The sequence below is a fragment of the Flavobacterium sp. genome (assembly GCF_044361065.1).
In the GTDB taxonomy this organism is placed as follows: Bacteria; Bacteroidota; Bacteroidia; order Flavobacteriales; family Flavobacteriaceae; genus Flavobacterium.
Map to the genome: position 1 here is coordinate 1 of NZ_JBIKJI010000031.1, position 17,076 is coordinate 17,076.

General features: G+C 28.8%; 16 protein-coding genes and 1 pseudogene. 10 read left to right on the forward strand and 7 right to left on the reverse strand.

The features are described 5' to 3' along the window. Both ACIQ11_RS03385 and ACIQ11_RS03390 read left to right on the forward strand, forming a co-directional pair. Positions 1–717 (forward strand): annotated as a pseudogene (locus ACIQ11_RS03385) (molecular chaperone HtpG); the annotation flags it as partial. Between the two features lie 96 nt (positions 718–813). Next, positions 814–1,719, forward strand: a complete 906-nt coding sequence (locus ACIQ11_RS03390; RefSeq protein ID WP_396152800.1) for a DUF1574 family protein — start codon at positions 814–816, stop codon at positions 1,717–1,719. Here ACIQ11_RS03390 and ACIQ11_RS03395 read toward each other — a convergent pair. Beyond that, a complete protein-coding gene (locus ACIQ11_RS03395; protein ID WP_396152802.1) occupies positions 1,706–3,826 on the reverse strand; it encodes a TonB-dependent receptor domain-containing protein in 2,121 nt (706 codons plus the stop codon). The two genes, ACIQ11_RS03390 and ACIQ11_RS03395, sit on opposite strands and share 14 nt — an antisense overlap. A 122-nt stretch (positions 3,827–3,948) precedes the next feature. Between ACIQ11_RS03395 and ACIQ11_RS03400 the strand changes: the two genes are divergently transcribed. The 7 genes from ACIQ11_RS03400 (at position 3,949) to ACIQ11_RS03430 (ending at position 9,709) form a co-directional block, all read left to right on the forward strand. Further along, on the forward strand, positions 3,949–4,350 hold the full coding sequence (locus ACIQ11_RS03400; protein ID WP_396152804.1) for a DUF2721 domain-containing protein: 402 nt from the start codon (positions 3,949–3,951) through the stop codon (positions 4,348–4,350). 46 nt (positions 4,351–4,396) lie between these two features. Next, positions 4,397–5,293 (forward strand): EamA family transporter, encoded by an 897-nt coding sequence (locus tag ACIQ11_RS03405; RefSeq protein ID WP_396152806.1) that lies wholly within the window; start codon positions 4,397–4,399, stop codon positions 5,291–5,293. Between the two features lie 47 nt (positions 5,294–5,340). Further along, the gene (locus ACIQ11_RS03410) at positions 5,341–5,943 is read left to right on the forward strand and encodes an alpha-ketoglutarate-dependent dioxygenase AlkB family protein (RefSeq protein WP_396152808.1); all 603 of its coding nucleotides are present in this window, start codon (positions 5,341–5,343) and stop codon (positions 5,941–5,943) included. 100 nt (positions 5,944–6,043) lie between these two features. Continuing rightward, a complete protein-coding gene (locus tag ACIQ11_RS03415) occupies positions 6,044–6,331 on the forward strand; it encodes a TIGR03643 family protein (RefSeq protein ID WP_353077860.1) in 288 nt (95 codons plus the stop codon). A 91-nt stretch (positions 6,332–6,422) separates the two neighbouring features. Continuing rightward, a complete protein-coding gene (locus ACIQ11_RS03420) occupies positions 6,423–8,285 on the forward strand; it encodes a peptidase M61 (RefSeq protein ID WP_396152810.1) in 1,863 nt (620 codons plus the stop codon). Positions 8,286–8,386: 101 nt separating this feature from the next. Continuing rightward, complete coding sequence (locus tag ACIQ11_RS03425; protein ID WP_396152812.1) at positions 8,387–9,106, forward strand: DUF4369 domain-containing protein; 720 nt, start codon at positions 8,387–8,389, stop codon at positions 9,104–9,106. A 36-nt stretch (positions 9,107–9,142) separates the two neighbouring features. After that, entirely contained in the window at positions 9,143–9,709 is a 567-nt protein-coding gene (locus ACIQ11_RS03430) for a pentapeptide repeat-containing protein (RefSeq protein ID WP_396152814.1), read from the forward strand. On the opposite strand, the gene ACIQ11_RS03435 is transcribed toward ACIQ11_RS03430, so the two are convergent. The 6 genes from ACIQ11_RS03435 to ACIQ11_RS03460 all read right to left on the reverse strand — a co-directional run bounded on the left by ACIQ11_RS03435 (position 9,702) and on the right by ACIQ11_RS03460 (position 15,836). After that, on the reverse strand, positions 9,702–10,733 hold the full coding sequence (locus ACIQ11_RS03435) for an endonuclease/exonuclease/phosphatase family protein (protein ID WP_396152816.1): 1,032 nt from the start codon (positions 10,731–10,733) through the stop codon (positions 9,702–9,704). The two genes, ACIQ11_RS03430 and ACIQ11_RS03435, sit on opposite strands and share 8 nt — an antisense overlap. A 12-nt stretch (positions 10,734–10,745) precedes the next feature. Then, positions 10,746–11,630, reverse strand: coding sequence for a rhomboid family intramembrane serine protease (locus ACIQ11_RS03440; RefSeq protein WP_396152818.1), 885 nt, complete (start codon positions 11,628–11,630; stop codon positions 10,746–10,748). Positions 11,631–11,732: 102 nt separating this feature from the next. Further along, on the reverse strand, positions 11,733–12,521 hold the full coding sequence (locus ACIQ11_RS03445; RefSeq protein WP_396148330.1) for a rhomboid family intramembrane serine protease: 789 nt from the start codon (positions 12,519–12,521) through the stop codon (positions 11,733–11,735). A gap of 2 nt (positions 12,522–12,523) precedes the next feature. Next, positions 12,524–14,371 (reverse strand): DNA mismatch repair endonuclease MutL, encoded by a 1,848-nt coding sequence (gene mutL / locus ACIQ11_RS03450; RefSeq protein WP_396152821.1) that lies wholly within the window; start codon positions 14,369–14,371, stop codon positions 12,524–12,526. Between the two features lie 182 nt (positions 14,372–14,553). Beyond that, complete coding sequence (gene ribH, locus ACIQ11_RS03455; RefSeq protein ID WP_396152823.1) at positions 14,554–15,042, reverse strand: 6,7-dimethyl-8-ribityllumazine synthase; 489 nt, start codon at positions 15,040–15,042, stop codon at positions 14,554–14,556. Beyond that, positions 15,042–15,836, reverse strand: a complete 795-nt coding sequence (locus ACIQ11_RS03460) for a tol-pal system YbgF family protein (RefSeq protein WP_396152825.1) — start codon at positions 15,834–15,836, stop codon at positions 15,042–15,044. Before ACIQ11_RS03460 ends, ribH begins: the two co-directional genes overlap by 1 nt. Positions 15,837–15,971: 135 nt before the next feature. On the opposite strand from ACIQ11_RS03460, the gene recF reads away from it, so the two are divergent. Further along, positions 15,972–17,051: a DNA replication/repair protein RecF gene (gene recF, locus ACIQ11_RS03465; RefSeq protein ID WP_396152827.1), complete on the forward strand. Its 1,080-nt coding sequence runs from the start codon at positions 15,972–15,974 to the stop codon at positions 17,049–17,051. Positions 17,052–17,076: the final 25 nt, after the last annotated feature.

Below are 17,076 nucleotides of genomic sequence, written 5' to 3' on the forward strand. Positions count from 1 at the left end.
CTTTCTGAACCAAAATTTTATGAAAAATCGGGTGATTTTGTTTTATATCCTACAACAGAAAACAAATATTACACGTTAGCAGAATTAAAAGAAGCAACTAAAGATTTACAAACAGATAAAGATGGAAAATTAGTTGTTTTATATGCTTCAAACAAAGAAACACAACACAGTTACATTGATATCGCTACAAGTAAAGGATATCAAGTATTACTTTTAGATTCTCCAATTGTATCGCATTTAATTCAGAAATTAGAAGCTGACAATGAAAATCTGACTTTTGCACGAGTTGATGCGGATCATATTGATAAATTAATCAACAAAGAAGAAACACAAATTTCTAAATTATCAGATACTGAAAAAGAAACCTTAAAAACTTCTTTGGAAGCAGTAGTTCCTAAAGCGTATTCTGTTCAATTAGAATCATTAGATAGTGATGCTACGCCATTTATAATTACGCAACCCGAATTTATGCGTCGTATGAAAGAAATGAGTCAAAGTGGCGGCGGAGGAATGTTTGGAATGAGCAATATGCCCGAAATGTATAATTTAGTGGTAAATGCCAATTCGGAATTAGCAAATTCAATTTTACAAGCTAATGAAGAAAATCAAAAAGAATTAGTTAAAAATGCTTTAGATTTAGCTAAACTATCTCAAGGTTTATTAAAAGGTGAAGATTTAACTGCTTTTGTAAAAAGAAGTTTTGAAACCTTAAAATAATAAGCAATACATATTTTATAAATCCTGACAGTACATTTTTTCTGTCAGGATTTTTTTATATATTGCGATTAATATTAATTATTACAGTGCACTTAAATGAAAAAATTTTGGTTACATATTTTGAAAATCATAGTGCCAATTTTTATTTTCTTTTTGGTTTTAGAAATTGCTATTCGTAAAATACCTAACGACTATCAACTAAAAAAATCCTATATAGATAAAAACGCTTCGAAAATTAACACTTTAATAGTAGGAAGTTCTCATACGTTTTACGGAATTAATCCGAAATATTTTTCAAAGCAAACATTCAATGCCGCTTATGTTTCACAAACCTTAGATTTAGATGAGGAACTTTTAGATGTTTACAAGAATAAACTAACCAATTTAAAAACGATTATTATTCCTATTTCATATTTTAGTTTGTTTGAAACCTTAGAAACTGATGTTGAAAAATGGCGTTTAAAAAACTACATCTTGTATTATGGTTTTGAAAATAAATATCATTTTACAGCAAATTTTGAAACTTTAAATCCTGATATTTTACTAAATTTAAAAAAAGTAGTAAAACATTATGTTTTAAATAAATCATTTATAACCTCTTCTAATTTAGGCTGGGGAACAAACTTTAATTCAAAAGAAAGAAAAAAATTTGAAGGTCAATATACTGCAAAAAAACATACTGCAAAAAACTTTAAATTATTTGATGGAAATATAAAAAGTCTTCAGAAAATTATTAAAATGTGTCAAAAAAAGAATATTAAAATTCTATTTATTACCACGCCAACTCATCTTTCTTATTATAATAATTTAAACCAAATTCAATTGTCTAAAACAATTAAAACTATAAATGAATTGGTTCAAAAAAACCAAAACTGCAGTTATTTAAATCTATTAAAATCTGACAAATTTATAACAGCCGATTTTTATGATGCGGACCATTTAAATGATATTGGTGCAAAAAAGTTATCTTTATTACTTGACAAAAAAATTAATTCCCAATAACTGTTCCCTCTTCTTTTTTATCGTCTTTAAGGATGTTTTGTTCTATTTTTGCTGCCTTATTTTTTGTTGGTAATTTGTAATTTATGGTAAAGCCAAATTTTCGAGTATCACTTTTATTATAAGATAATAATGGATCATTTATTGGGCGGAACAAACTTCTATTCATATTAAAAATATCGTCTCCAAAAATTGTAACCGTTAATTGATCTTTTAGGAACTTCTTGCTAAAAGTCATATCTAAATAATTATTAAATGGTTTGTCGGCAACAAAATAAAAGTAATTTCCGCCTGAAGTGATGAATCCAAACTCGGTAATAAATTTAATATCTTTTGGTAAAATTATTTGAGACATTAAGTTTAAATTCCAAAAACCTTTTGTTTCTAAATTTGGGATTTGATGCAATTGATATCCTGTATAAAGGTACAAAAAGTTGATTTTGTCTGGATTAAAATCAAATTTCATCGTTTCTTTTAATCCTTTTGTAAATAGCATATATGGCAAAGGAAGTGCAAAATTAAAATTATGTATTTTAACTTCCGATACGTTAAAATTACTACTTTGAACTAAATTTCCATTTAAACTTACTTGTTGAACCACTTGATTTTTTGCACTACTTAAGTTGTACCCTAAATAAGCGTAATCAAAAGCACTAATTTTAACTTCAAAATTATCAAAAATTGTAGGTTGTAAATTTGGATTTCCAACCGAATTTAAATTCTGATTTTGATACGTGGTATTGTTTGGATTTAATGCAGAAGTAGAAGGCAATGTAATTTTCTTGTTGTAATTCATATTCAAGAAAATTTGTGGTGACAAATTATATTGAACAGTAGCATTTGGAAACCATCTAAATTGGTCAAACGGAATCAAATCCACAGTGGTTGTTTTTCCGTTAATTTCATATTTTTCGGCTCTGGAACCTAAAATAAAATCGAACTTATTGTATTTCGCTTGAAACTCTAAATAAATGGAAGCAGTTGTTCTTTGATAGTCTAAATTTATGCTTCCAAAATTTTCAGCTTCAAAAAGTAATTTTTCATATAAGGCACCAAAACTAACTTTTCCTTCATCTAAAATTCGTAATCCTTGCGAGTAGTCAAATTTTCCGTTGTAATAATTTTGGTTCGAAAAATTATCCAAAACAGCATTTCTAAAAACGTTTGAAAACAAGTTGAAATCATTTTTATTATTGTTATAATTAAAAACAAAATCTAATTTTTGACTTTTATCATCAAATCTTTTCTGATACGTTATTGTAGCATCTTGTCGAGTATTATGGGATTTTCCTTTATCTGAAGTAACAAATCCTAAACCAAAACCTTCTGTTTCACTATCGCTGTTTGCCACATTAATATCATAATTCAACAATAACCTATCTTTATTAATATCAAAAGTAATCCCAGATTTTAAAAATTGCGATCGATTTATCTTATCACTTTCTACTTTTGATAAAATAGTGTTAGAACTGGTATTTAAAAATTCGGACCAAGTGGCGTTTTCACGATAATTTTGTCCAAAATTTAATTGCCACCCAAAATATTTATTCTTAGCATTTAACAACACACTATTATACGTTCTAAAACGTGAAGTATCGTAAGTATTAAAAGCCGAACTACTCGTATAAGTAGCACTTAAGTATTTTTTTGCGTTTCTATTTGTAATAATATTTAAAATCGCACCACCCGAGGTAGCAGGGAATTCAGCTCCTGGCTGCGTAATTACTTCAATTCGTTCTACAGAATTAGCGGGCATTCCTTCTAAAAAAGAATTTAATTCTAAACTTGAAATATTTAATGGTCTTCCATCTAAAAAAACCTCTAATTGTTTTCCTTGATACATCATTCCTGCCACATCTGAAGAAATTAATCCTGGCAATTGCTTTATGGTTTCCATTAAAGTTCCCGCATTTAAATTCGGTTGATCCGAGATATTAAAAATAGTTCGATCTGGTTTTTGCTCAATGGCTTTTTTCTGTTTAATAATTTTAACTTCTTCAATCTGATTTTCTTTTTGAATATCGTCTTTTTTTACTTTTGTGGTATCTTGAGCAAAAACAAAAAGAACAAAACAAGTGGAAAACAAGAAATTTAGAATAAGCTTTTTCATAAAAATAAATAAATATTTGAATTTAGTTACTTGTAAGACGAAAAAATGAGCAAAAAGTTACACTATATTTTACATAAAAAAGTATCTTTAAACTTTATTAATTTAAATTAAAATTACTTCTGATGAATCTTTCTATTGAAACTCCAGCATTATTGTTTTCAGCTACTTCATTAATTTTATTAGCCTATACCAATAGATTTTTAACCATTGCTCAGATTGTACGAAGTTTAAAGAAAAACTACGACCAAGACCATAATAAGTCCATTTTAATAGAGATAAAAAACCTCAACCAAAGAATCACATTGATTAGATATATGCAACTTTTTGGCGTGTTGTGTTTGTTTTTATCTGTTTTCGCGATGTTTTTACTGTTTTTAAACTATGAAACTGCCGGGATTTATATTTTTGGCATCAGTTTATTATCGCTACTTATTTCATTAGGAATTTCATTTTGGGAGATTAGCATATCCGTAAATGCGCTTCGAATTCATCTTAAAGATTTAGTTGAGGACGAAAAAAAATAATCGTCATTTTTATAACTACCTTTGTTGACTTTATAAAAACAGATTAATGAAAAATAATGTACTAAAAGGTGTTTTTCTTGTTGCATTAGGCGCTACCAGCTATGGAATGTTAGCAACGTTTGTAAAATTAGCATACAAAGACGGCTACACAACGGCTGAAGTAACTTCTTCACAATTTATCTATGGAATTCTTGGAGTATTATTAATTAATTTATTTCAAAAAATAGTTAATAAAGAAATAGCTCAAAAAGCAAGCTCAAAAAATATTTTCCAACTAATGGTTGCAGGAACTTCATTAGGAATGACAAGTGTATTTTATTACTTATGTGTAAAATATATTGATGTTTCAATAGCTATTGTACTTCTTATGCAAACCGTTTGGATGGGCGTTTTATTAGAATGGATTTTAGATAAAAAACGACCTTCTACCCAAAAGATAATTTCGGTAATTATTGTTTTATTTGGAACATTTTTAGCTACAAAATTATATGAATTTACAATTCAATTAGATTGGAGAGGCATATTTTGGGGTATTTTAGCTGCAGCTTCATTTACCACAACTATGTTTACAGCGAATAAAGTAGCTTTGGGAATTTCATCCGCACAACGAAGTTTGTATATGCTATTAGGTGGTGCAGTAATTGTATTTACTTTTTCAGCTTTTACACAAGTTGGATCTTTAAACATTGAAATTTTCAAGAATTACGGATTATTTTTAGCGCTTTTCGGAACAATTATTCCACCAATATTACTAAATGCTGGTTTTCCAAAAATAGGATTGGGCTTAGGAAGTATTGTAGCCTCTTTAGAATTACCGGTTTCAGTTCTTATGGCGTTTTTAATTTTAAATGAAGAAGTGGTTTTTTGGCAATGGAGTGGCATCGCATTAATTATTTTAGCCATTGTGATTATGAATCTTAATTTTTCAAAAAAGGAACACTAATTCCAAAAAAAAGCAATAAATTAGCGGTGTAAATCATCGCTTTTTTTATGCTTAATTTATTTGATAAAGAACCTATATTTTTAAATTTACCCGATGCCGAGTTTATTTATTATCCAAATTTTTTCTCCAAAGAAAAAGCCGATTTATTTTTAAAAACCCTATCTAAAGAAATAGCTTGGCAACAAGATGACATAACCATTTTTGGAAAAAAAATAGCACAACCCAGATTAACAGCTCTTTATGGAAATGACGGAAAATCATATGGATATTCCAATATTGTTATGCAACCTCATCCGTTTAATAGCGTTTTAACCTTCATAAAAGAAGAAATTGAAGCCACCACAAATGAACATTTTACTACTGCATTACTAAATTTATATAGAAATGAAAGAGATAGCAATGGTTGGCATGCCGATAATGAAAAAGAATTAGGTAGAGACCCTGTTATTGCATCTGTAAGCTTTGGAGAGGCAAGAATGTTTCAAATAAAACACAATACAAAAAAAGAGTACAAGCAATCTTTATTATTAGAACACGGTAGTTTATTAGTAATGAAAAATGGTGCTCAAATTCATTATAAACATCAAATTCCAAAAGCCACTCAACCCAAAAACTCAAGAATAAATTTAACTTTCAGAAAAATTCTTTAAAAAAAGCCTCTATTTTTTTGCTTCAAAATATTTTTTTTAATAATATTGAATAATAAATTAAAAATAAGATAGAATAATTAACAAATTATGCTTTTCACTAATGAAAAAAAGTAAAAAGATTGAACTAAATTACGAAGATACAGAACGTGTAATTAGTATGGCTCAAGAGGAAAAAAAGCCATTTGAAGTAATTAAAGAAGAATTTGGTATTTCCGAAAGTGAAGTAACCGAAATTATGCGGAAAAAACTTTCTAAAGATAATTTTGAACTTTGGAAAAAGAAAGTTGCAGCAGGAAAACCCAAACCAAAAGCATTTAAAACCAATGTTTTAGATGACGATATAGACGATTTAGATAGCAAATATTATTTCAAAAATAAATTCGATTAATAAAAATCCTGTCTGATTAGAATCACGACAGGATTTTTTTTGTAACAATTTTTAGCGTTTAGCTACTTATTCAATATATAAAAAAATAAAAATGAAAAAAATAGTACTTACCCTAAGTTGCGCCATTTTTTTAATGAGTTGTAAAACATCTAATGTTACTTCAACTGTAAAAAATGATGTTTCTGTTAGCATTGATTTAGTAAATGTAATTGACGACAAAGTAAAAGTTACAATAATTAATCCTACAATTACAACTGAAACTACCACGTTTAACATTCCTAAAATTGTTCCAGGAACCTATTCTGAAGACAATTATGGAAGATTTGTGGACAATGTTAAAGCGTTTGACAAAAAAGGAAATCCTTTAAAAATTGCTAAAATGGATGAGAATTCGTATACGATTTACGAAGCAACTAAATTAGCCAAAGTAACTTATAATGTGAGTGATACTTTCGATACAGAAGGCGGAGCTGGTTTTGGTGAAAGTGAAGATATTTTTTCACCTGCTGGAACAAACATTAAAGCTGGAGAAAACTTTATGCTTAACACGCACGGTTTTGTAGGCTATTTTGAAGGAAAATCTGAAATTCCTTACACGGTTGAAATAAAACACCCGGCAACTTTATGGGGAGCTACTTCATTAATTGATACCAATGCAAGTAATGAAGTTGACATCTTTACCGCAGAAAGATATGGCGCTTTAGTGGACAACCCGATAATGTATTCTAAACCAGATTATACTGAGTTTAACGTTGAAGGTATGGATATTGTAATCAGTGTTTATTCTCCAAATGGAAAACATAAAGCGGTTGATATTACTCCAGAAACTGAAAAGTTTATGAGAGCTCAAAAAAAGTTCTTAGGTAAATTTAACGCCAATAAAAAATATACGGTTTTGTTATATCTTTCTGATATGGCCGCAAAAGATGCAAAAGGTTTTGGTGCTTTGGAACATATGACATCAACAACCGTTGTAATGCCAGAAATGATGCCGTTAGAAGCGCTACAAGAACAATTAAAAGATGTAGTTTCACACGAATTTTTTCATATTGTAACGCCGTTAAGCGTACATTCAAGAGAAATCCATTATTTTGACTTCAACAAACCTCAAATGTCTGAACATTTATGGATGTATGAAGGAATTACCGAATATTTTGCGAACTTATTCCAAGTAAATCAAGGATTAATATCTGAAGAAGATTTCTACAAAAGAATGAATGGAAAAATTGAGGAAGCAAATGCTATGAATGACAAAATGAGTTTTACAAAAATGAGTAAAAACGTTTTGGAACAACCTTATAAAGAGCAATACTTAAATGTATATCAAAAAGGAGCTTTAATTGCTATGTGTATTGATATTCAAATGAGAGAATTAAGCAATGGACAAAGAGGAATTCTTAGTTTAATGCAAGATTTATCTAACGAATTTGGAAGCAACAAACCATTTAAAGATGAAGAATTATTTGCTACGATTACAAGAATTACATATCCTCAAATTGGAGAATTTTTAAATACATACGTTGCTGGTGAAACTCCAATTCCTTACGAAGTGTTTTTTGCTAAAATGGGTGTTACAAAAGGTAAAACCATCGCTACAGGAAATCCTTTTCTAAAAGACGGAAGAACGCCATTAATTACAGTTGATGGTGCTACAAAACAAATTAAAGCCTTAGAAGATGTTAGCAATAATATTTTTATGACCTCTTTAGGAATTCAAGGTAATGATGTGTTAAAATCATTTAATGACAAAGAATATAATTTAGACAATATATACGATTTAATTATGTCAAGCGAATCTTGGAAAGATGGTGATGCTATTTCAGTAACTGTCATTAGAGATGGAAAAGAACTTGTTTTAAAAGGTAAAATTAATTTGCCTAAAGAAGAAAAATCTGGATTTATGGCAACGGATAAAACAAAAGAAACAATTAAAAATGCTTGGTTAAAAGGATAATCAATAAGTAAAGACCAATATAAAATCCTCAAATTACTATTAATTTGAGGATTTTTTTATTTTCTTTGTACTTCATATAAATTGAAATCAACACCTGTAAAATGAAAAAAATAGTTACAATACTTTTAGTTACCATTTTAGTAGCTTGTAGTAAAACAGAAAGCAATAAAACTGGAAACTTAGAAATATCTGGAAGTGTAGACGGATTAAAAAAAGGAAAACTTTATATTCATAAACTAAATGATACCAATTTAGTAATTTTAGATAGCATTATAATCTCTGGGAAATCTAATTTTGAAACCAAAATACAATTAGATGAACCACAAATGTTATATCTAACTTTAGATAGAGGAACTACTGAATCTATAGATAATAGTATTCAATTTTTCGCAGAACCAGGTAAAATGAAAATAGAAACTACTTTACAAGGTTTTTATTCTAATGCAAAAATTACAGGTTCAGAAAATCAAAAAGTATATGAAAAATTCTTAAAAATTAAGTCTAAATTAAATGATGAAAACTTAGATTTATTAGAAAAAGAATTAAAAAACAAAACAGCAAATAACGCAACAGTTAAAGAAGAAATTCAGAACAAACGCGATAAATTAACCATTAGAAAATATTTATATACTGCTAATTTTGCACTTATAAATCCAAAATATGAAGTGTCGCCTTATATCGCTTTAAGCGAAATTCCAGATGCGAATATAAAATTATTAGATACAATCAATAAAATGTTAGTTCCTAAAGTGGCTAAATCTAAATATGGAAAACGTTTAAATGAATGGATAGCTGAACGAAAAAAAACAGAAGAAAAATAAAATAATTCTTTTGTCATTTTAACAATTCCTTTCGTTATGAAGCTAATATTAGATAGTACTTTTAGTAAAATAAACTATTCTAACGAATTGTTTGAAATTGCCGAATACGATACTTGTGTTTTTGATTCCTGTACTTTTATTAATACAACGCTTTCAAATAGTGTATTTACAAACTGTGAGTTTATTAATTGTAATTTTGAAACTCCATTTGTAAGCCATACTTCTTTTAAAGAAGTAACTTTTCAAGAATGTACGATTTTAGGTTTGCAATTTGAATACTGTAATGACTTTTTATTTGAAGTTTCCTTCGATTCTTGTATGTTACAAGTATGTTCATTTTTCAAAATGAACTTAAAAAATTCAAAATTTAAAGATTCAAAAATTATTGATGTGGATTTTTCTAATACTACACTTAGTGGGGTTAAATTTGATAATTGCGATTTATCAAAATCTATTTTTGACGCAACGAATTTAGAAAAAACAGACTTCAGTTCAGCATTTCATTTTTCAATAGATCCTGAAAAGAATAAACTAAGTAAAACTAAATTTTCAAATGAGAATTTAAGTGGCCTTTTAAATAAATATGATTTGGATATTATTTAATATCTAACCGAGAAATTAAAGGAAAATGATCGCTATTGTAAAAATCATTTAACGTTTCAAAACTATTGATTTGAATGTTTTTGTCGGCAAAAATATAGTCAATTCGTGCTGGATAATATTTAAAATTATAGGTTTTACCAAATCCTTCTCCATTAGATTCAAAAGCATCCTGCATAGACCCTTTTATGGTTCTGTACACAAAAGAAAAAGCACTATTATTCATATCGCCACATATAATTTTTTTATACTTGCAATCCGTATAATGCTGTTTTAACAATAAAGCTTGCTCTTGTTGTTTGGTAAACGCACTACTGATTTTTCTAAAAATATATTTTGTTTTAGATTCGTTCATTTTCTGAATTTCCTCTTCTTCAATATCGGTACTAATTTTTATGGATTGCAAGTGCATACTATAAATTCGCAACGTATCTTTGTCTTTAATAATATCGGCATAAACCGCATTATTTGTAGAATTTGGAAAATTAATAACACCTTTGTCTATAATTTTATATTTAGAAAAAATAGCATTTCCTACGATAATATTTTTGCCTTCTTTAAAAACGTGTTTATACTTATAATTCGAAAATTGTGTTTTTTCTAAATTCGAATACTCTTGAACACATAAAATATCTGGATTTTTCTCACTTACAAATTCCGCAATTTTAGTAGGAATATTCGCTTTTTTGTTCCAATTAAATTTATTGAACAAACGAACATTATAACTCATTATAGTGAACTCTTTTTCGGATTTTGGTAACGTTGTGGGTTTTAAATTATAAAACTTATTGATAAACGTAATACCTAAAAGCAACACCAAACCAGAAACGAAAATATATTTTTTAAATTGTAATAACCAATACATAAAAAATAATACATTCACCACCAAGAAAAAAGGCAAAAACAAGGTTAAAACACTTAAAAAAGGAAACCATTTTGGTGCTAAAAAAGGCAACAAATATGCCATTAATGTAGTAAATGCAACTATTACATTAAAAAACAACATTGTTTTTGAAATAAATGACATTTTTTTTAGCATCTATTTATTGGCTGCAAAAAGAAATTCTTTTTCTTCTTTGGTTAAACTTTCATATCCCGATTTACTAATCTTTTCAAGTATTTCATCAATTTGTCTTTGTGTAAAATTTACATCCGAAACACGAACGGATTGATACTTTTTCACGGACTTGTTTTTATACACTTTTTTAAATGTACTATTTTTTTTCTTTTTAATTGCAAAAATGGTACTTATATCGATTCCTTTTTTCATTAACATAGCAAAAACAAATCCAACTAAACCACCAGACAAATGTGCAATATGACCACCTTTATTTTCAGATAATAATTGTATAATATAGATAGTAATGCTTTTTCCTATAAAAAAATTAATTAAAAAATTAATTAAAAAATTTATAATAACAAATCCAATTGCCGCTTGCCAAATCTTAAAATATCCAAATAAAGGGACTCGTATCAAATAACTAGGTGCATATGTGATCATAGCTATAAAAACAGCCATAATAGATGCACTTGCACCAACAATTAAATTAGTATAATTAAATAAATATCCGTAAGCCACAAAAATCAAACTTGCGAAAAAACCACCTAAAAAATAAACAGTTAAAAACTGTTTGGTATTGAAAAATGTATAAAACAAACTACTTATGTAGAACAAAAATAGAAGATTAAAAATTAAATGAGTAAAATTGGAATGTAAAAAGCCATTGGTAAATACGGTCCAAGGAAACCATAAAACATCTTTATAATTAGAAGACAAAGCCAACCAATTTGGATATTGAAACTGATTAGCAACAAAACTAAAACACAAAGCAGATAAAAGGAACGCCAAAATATTAATAAAAATTAACTTTTGGGGTGCATCGCTGCTTTTATAATGTTGTTTTATTTCGTTTATAAAATTCATTTATATTATCGCTTTTGATTTTTATTAACCATATAAGTCATAAAAGGAAGTATAAGAAATATGACATTTCAACTTTTGACTTTCGACTTTCGACTTATTTACCTAATTCCATCTGGTATGTGTAAACTTATTGTTTCGCCAAAGCATCATTAATAAAAAACCGGTTAATGCACCGCCAATGTGTGCAAAATGAGCAATATTACCTCCACCAGAAAAAATTGAAAAACCAGTTACTCCTGAGAATAAATCTAAACCAACAATAATTGGTACAAAAAACTTTGCTTTTATTGGAACAGGTATAAACATCATCATTAATTCTGCCATAGGAAACATAAAGGCAAAGGCTACTAACAAACCATAAATGGCACCTGAAGCACCAACGCAACTTCCATAAATTAAAGATAATTTATCAAATTCAGCTTGGGTACAATCTACATTATTTAAAATCTGATTTACTTTTCCTGTAGTTTGCCCTGCCGAATTAAACACATCGCTTAAAGGCGTATCAAAAATAATTTGCATTTCTTGAGATGTTAGTCCTAATTCATTTATGACTTGATGAATTTCATAGTAATTCATTCCAGTTTGAACTAAAGCTGCACCTAAACCACAAGCTATGTAAAAAAACAAAAACTTTTTTCCACCCCAAAAATGTTCTAAAGCCGAACCAAAAGAAACCAGTGCAAACATATTAAATAAAATATGCATCAAATTTGGCATTTTCGCGTGCATAAACATATGCGTAAAAGGCTGCCAAAATCGGAACTTTTCACTTTCGAAATAAAATAAGGATAACGTTTCATAATTTTGAGGTAACACTTGACTCAAAATAAAAACCAAAACATTTATTATTAATAGTTGCTTTACAACCGGTGTCATATTATTGAACATACTTAAAATCTTTTATCTAAATCTTCTGTGGTTAATGTAATAAAAATTGGTTTATTAAAGGGCGACACATTAGGCTCTTTACAAGCAAATAAGCCATTTACAATATTTTCTAATTCAATTGTATTCAAATATTTACCAGATTTAATTGCCACACTTTTTGCCATAAATTTAGAAATACTATCACTTAATGAAAAACTATCTTCAGGTAAATTTTCTTGCAAATTGTAAATTAAATCGTGTAAAATTTCTGTAACTGTGGTATCTGAAATTTGAGCTGGTAAACCAGATATAACCAATTCATCAAATCCCATTTTTTCAAAAGCAAACCCTATCCCTTCTAAATTGGGTTGAATTTCTTTTAAATACATCATTTCTTCTCTTGAAAACTGAAGTTCTAAAGGAAACAACAACTGTTGACTTGAGGCTTGATGAATGGTAATGTTGGTTAAAAATTGTTCGTACAAAATACGCTGATGTGCCCGACTTTGATGAATAACTAATAATCCTGATTTAATGCTATTGATAATATATTTTCTATTTAATTGATATAGTAAAGTCTGACTTTCTGTTGATTTATCATCAAATAATGTACTGGCCACTAAATCAGTTTCAAAATTTGTAGCAGTTACCTCAAAAGTATCTTGTTTCAAATTAGTATATAAACTCTCCCAATGGGGTTGAGCTTGTGTGTGTTTTGCATAAGATACAGATGAACCTGAATATTTTTTTGTTTCGTTTTCCGTTTCAAATGGATTAAACGAACGATCTACTTGAATGGTTGGCGTATCTAACGTTTTATCTTTATAATCATACGGAACATCTAAGTTAGCGTCTCTCTCAAAATCCAGAATTGGCGCTACATTAAACATTCCTAAACTGTGCTTTACTGTTGCTCGTAAAATAGCATACAAGGCTTGCTCGTCGTCAAATTTTACTTCTGTTTTTGTGGGATGAATGTTAATATCGATAGTGTGAGGCGGCACTTCTAAAAACAAGAAATAACTGGGTTGATTATTATCTCGCAATAAGCCATCATAAGCATTCATAATAGCGTGATGCAAAAATGGACTTCTAATATATCTATTATTGACTAAAAAAAACTGTTCTGATCTGTTTTTCTTGGCAAATTCAGGCTTTCCTACAAAACCAGTAATTTTTAAAATTTCAGTTTCTTCAGTTACAGGAACTAATTTTTCATTTGTTTTACCACCGAAAATATTTACAATTCGCTGGCGATAATTAGAACTTGGCAAATTAAACACTTCACTTCCGTTACTAATCATAGTAAAGCTGATAGTAGGATGAGCCAAAGCTACGCGTTCAAACTCGTCAATAATATGTTTTAATTCGATATTATCCGATTTTAAAAAATTTCTACGCGCAGGAATATTAAAAAATAGATTTTTTACTAAAAAAGAAGTTCCTTTTGGCAAAACAGCCACATCTTGTGTAATTACTTTACTACCTTCAATGATGATATGAATACCTAATTCTTCTTGATCTTGTTTGGTTTTTAATTCTACGTGAGCGACTGCAGCAATTGACGCTAATGCTTCACCTCGGAATCCTTTTGTATGAAGCGCAAATAAATCTTCCGCGTGACGAATTTTAGAAGTAGCGTGACGTTCAAAACACAATCTTGCATCGGTAACGTTCATTCCTAAGCCATTATCTATGACTTGAATAAGCGTTTTCCCGGCATCTTTTACGATAAGTTTAATTTCGGTTGCCTTTGCATCAACAGCATTTTCAATCAACTCTTTAACTACAGAAGCAGGCCGTTGCACCACTTCTCCAGCAGCAATTTGATTGGCTACGTGATCAGGTAATAATTGAATGATTCCAGACATTAATCTGTTTTGTTTTTTATTTTGGTTATGTTACAAATTTAAGAAATTAAAAACTTATTTTTATATCTCAAAAAATACAAATTTGTAAAAGTTAATAACAAAATAGTTTTGTGAAAAATAAAAAATCACAGATTACCAAAAATGGAAACCTGTGATTTTTGTTTTAATTAACTTATTAAAGTTTAGTATCGTTTATTCAAATCTATCATTTTAATAGCGGCAATAGCGGCTTCTACACCTTTATTTCCGTGTTTTCCTCCACTTCTATCGATAGATTGTTGCATCGTATTATCGGTTAAAACACAAAAAATAGTTGGCACATCGTACAATAAGTTTAAATCTTTCATACCTTGGGTTACGCCTTCGCAAACAAATTCAAAATGCATCGTTTCGCCTTTAATCACGCAACCAATAACAATTACTGCATCTAATTCTAATTTTTCGTGCATTTGACGCGCTCCGAAAATCAGTTCAAAACTTCCTGGCACATTCCATCGGTTGATGTTTTCTGGCAAGGCACCACAATTGGTTAATGCTGAAATTACTCCGTTATACAACCCTTCAGTTACAGTATCATTCCATTCTGAAACAACAATCCCAAACCGAAAGTCTTTCGCGTTTGGGATTGTGTTTTTATCGTATTGAGATAAATTTTTATTTTCGGTTGCCATTATTTTTCCAATGAAGCAATTAAAATATCTACTGTACTTCCTTCTTGAGAAGTTTCGTATTTTTCTTTGATTGTTTTTAAATAACCTAAAGCTTCGTCATTTTTCTTTAAAACAATAGCCATATTTGCTGCTTTCAACAAAAATCTTGGAGTGATAAAATCATTTTCATCAACATTAGCAGCTTCAACATATAATTTCAAAGCTTCTTCATTATTGTTCAATTCTGCATTAGCATCACCCTTTGCACCAATAGCTAAAGCGTGTAAATTTAATTCTTTAGTTGAAAAGTTATCTAAATGTTCAATTGCTTTTTTGAAATCTTTCAAATGTAAACAAGCCATACCTGCAGAATATTCTGCTAAATTAGCTGCTTTAGTTCCTGAATATTCAGAAATAATTCCTTCAAAACCAAGTTTACCTTCACCACCTTTTAAAGATAATTTAAATAAAGAATCTTGTTTTTCTGTAGCATCAACTGCTTGTTGGAAGTACATTTGCGCTTGATTCATTTCTTTAAACGCTTCTTCTTGACTTGGTGTAGCTACATATTTATCATATAAAATGTATCCTAAGGTAGCAATTGCAACTGCCAAAATGAATCCTAAAATTGCTTTTTGGTTTCTTATTACCCACTCTTCGGTTTTGTTTGCTGTTTCATCTAACGCATTAAACACGCCAGCAGTAGTACTTTCGTTTTCGTTTACATTAATTTCATCTGCACTTGTGTCAAATGCTGGATCTTTTTCTACTTCAGGTTTTGGTGATTTATAACCTCTTTTATTGTATGTTGCCATTGAACTAAAATTTTATTAGAAGTGCAAAAATATACTTTTTATTTAAATTTAAAAGTGCTTTTATTTATATTTTTAAAAATTGAACTTACATTTGTACTCGAAAGTGTAATTTTTGCCACTTTTTACCTAAAAAACGTGATTTTAAAAAAACTATCTTTACTTAATTATAAGAACATTGCCGAAAATTCATTTGAATTTGAAAGCAAAATAAACGCTATTGTTGGAAAAAACGGTATTGGAAAAACAACCATTTTAGATGCCATTTATCATTTAGCGGTTGGTAAAAGTTATTTTAATCCACTTTCCACCCAAAATATCAAACACGGCGAAGAGTTTTTTGTAATTGATGGTATTTTTGAAAAAGAAAATCGTACCGAACAAATTATTTGTAGTTACAAAAAAGCACAAAAGAAAATTTTAAAACGTAACGGAAAAATTTACGAAAAATTTTCAGAACATATTGGTTTGATTCCTATTGTGATTATTTCACCCAGCGACACCGATTTGATTATTGAAGGCAGCGAAACCCGAAGAAAATTTATTGATAATGTAATTTCTACTTTTGATACTTCTTATTTAAACACGTTAATAAATTATCAGAAAACGTTACAACAACGTAATGCATTATTGAAGTACTTTGCGTTAAATCAAGTTTTTGATGCGGATAATTTGAATATTTACAACGAACAATTATCTGAATTTGGACACCTAATTTTCACTAAAAGAAAAGATTTTTTAGAAAAATTTATTCCCGTTTTTCAAGAATTATATGAAGTTATTTCAGAAAATGCTGAAAAAGTAACTATTGAATACGAAAGTCAACTTTATGATGACAATTTAGAAACCTTACTAATTCAAAATCTTCAAAAAGACAGAATTACCCAATATACTACTTGTGGAATTCATAAAGATGATGTAATATTCAACATCGCTGGTTTTCCTGTTAAAAAATTCGGATCGCAAGGACAACAAAAATCATTTTTAATTGCTTTGAAATTAACGCAGTTTGATTTCATTAAAAAACATACAAAAACATTGCCGATTTTACTTTTTGATGATATCTTTGACAAGTTAGATGCGTTTAGAGTACAACAAATTGTGAATATGGTAAACGATGATGTATTTGGACAAATTTTTATTTCCGACACACATCCCGAAAGAACCGAAAACATTATAAAACAGACACATAAAAGCTATAAAATATTTAATATTTAAATTTTCAGATTATAGATATTCAGAT

Coding starts and splice junctions, on each gene's coding strand:
- ACIQ11_RS03390 (WP_396152800.1), top strand. CDS start 814: ATGAAAAAATTTTGGTTACATATTTTGAAAATCATAGTGCCAATTTTT.
- ACIQ11_RS03395 (WP_396152802.1), bottom strand. CDS start 3,826: ATGAAAAAGCTTATTCTAAATTTCTTGTTTTCCACTTGTTTTGTTCTT.
- ACIQ11_RS03400 (WP_396152804.1), top strand. CDS start 3,949: ATGAATCTTTCTATTGAAACTCCAGCATTATTGTTTTCAGCTACTTCA.
- ACIQ11_RS03405 (WP_396152806.1), top strand. CDS start 4,397: ATGAAAAATAATGTACTAAAAGGTGTTTTTCTTGTTGCATTAGGCGCT.
- ACIQ11_RS03410 (WP_396152808.1), top strand. CDS start 5,341: ATGCTTAATTTATTTGATAAAGAACCTATATTTTTAAATTTACCCGAT.
- ACIQ11_RS03415 (WP_353077860.1), top strand. CDS start 6,044: ATGAAAAAAAGTAAAAAGATTGAACTAAATTACGAAGATACAGAACGT.
- ACIQ11_RS03420 (WP_396152810.1), top strand. CDS start 6,423: ATGAAAAAAATAGTACTTACCCTAAGTTGCGCCATTTTTTTAATGAGT.
- ACIQ11_RS03425 (WP_396152812.1), top strand. CDS start 8,387: ATGAAAAAAATAGTTACAATACTTTTAGTTACCATTTTAGTAGCTTGT.
- ACIQ11_RS03430 (WP_396152814.1), top strand. CDS start 9,143: ATGAAGCTAATATTAGATAGTACTTTTAGTAAAATAAACTATTCTAAC.
- ACIQ11_RS03435 (WP_396152816.1), bottom strand. CDS start 10,733: ATGTCATTTATTTCAAAAACAATGTTGTTTTTTAATGTAATAGTTGCA.
- ACIQ11_RS03440 (WP_396152818.1), bottom strand. CDS start 11,630: ATGAATTTTATAAACGAAATAAAACAACATTATAAAAGCAGCGATGCA.
- ACIQ11_RS03445 (WP_396148330.1), bottom strand. CDS start 12,521: ATGTTCAATAATATGACACCGGTTGTAAAGCAACTATTAATAATAAAT.
- mutL (WP_396152821.1), bottom strand. CDS start 14,371: ATGTCTGGAATCATTCAATTATTACCTGATCACGTAGCCAATCAAATT.
- ribH (WP_396152823.1), bottom strand. CDS start 15,042: ATGGCAACCGAAAATAAAAATTTATCTCAATACGATAAAAACACAATC.
- ACIQ11_RS03460 (WP_396152825.1), bottom strand. CDS start 15,836: ATGGCAACATACAATAAAAGAGGTTATAAATCACCAAAACCTGAAGTA.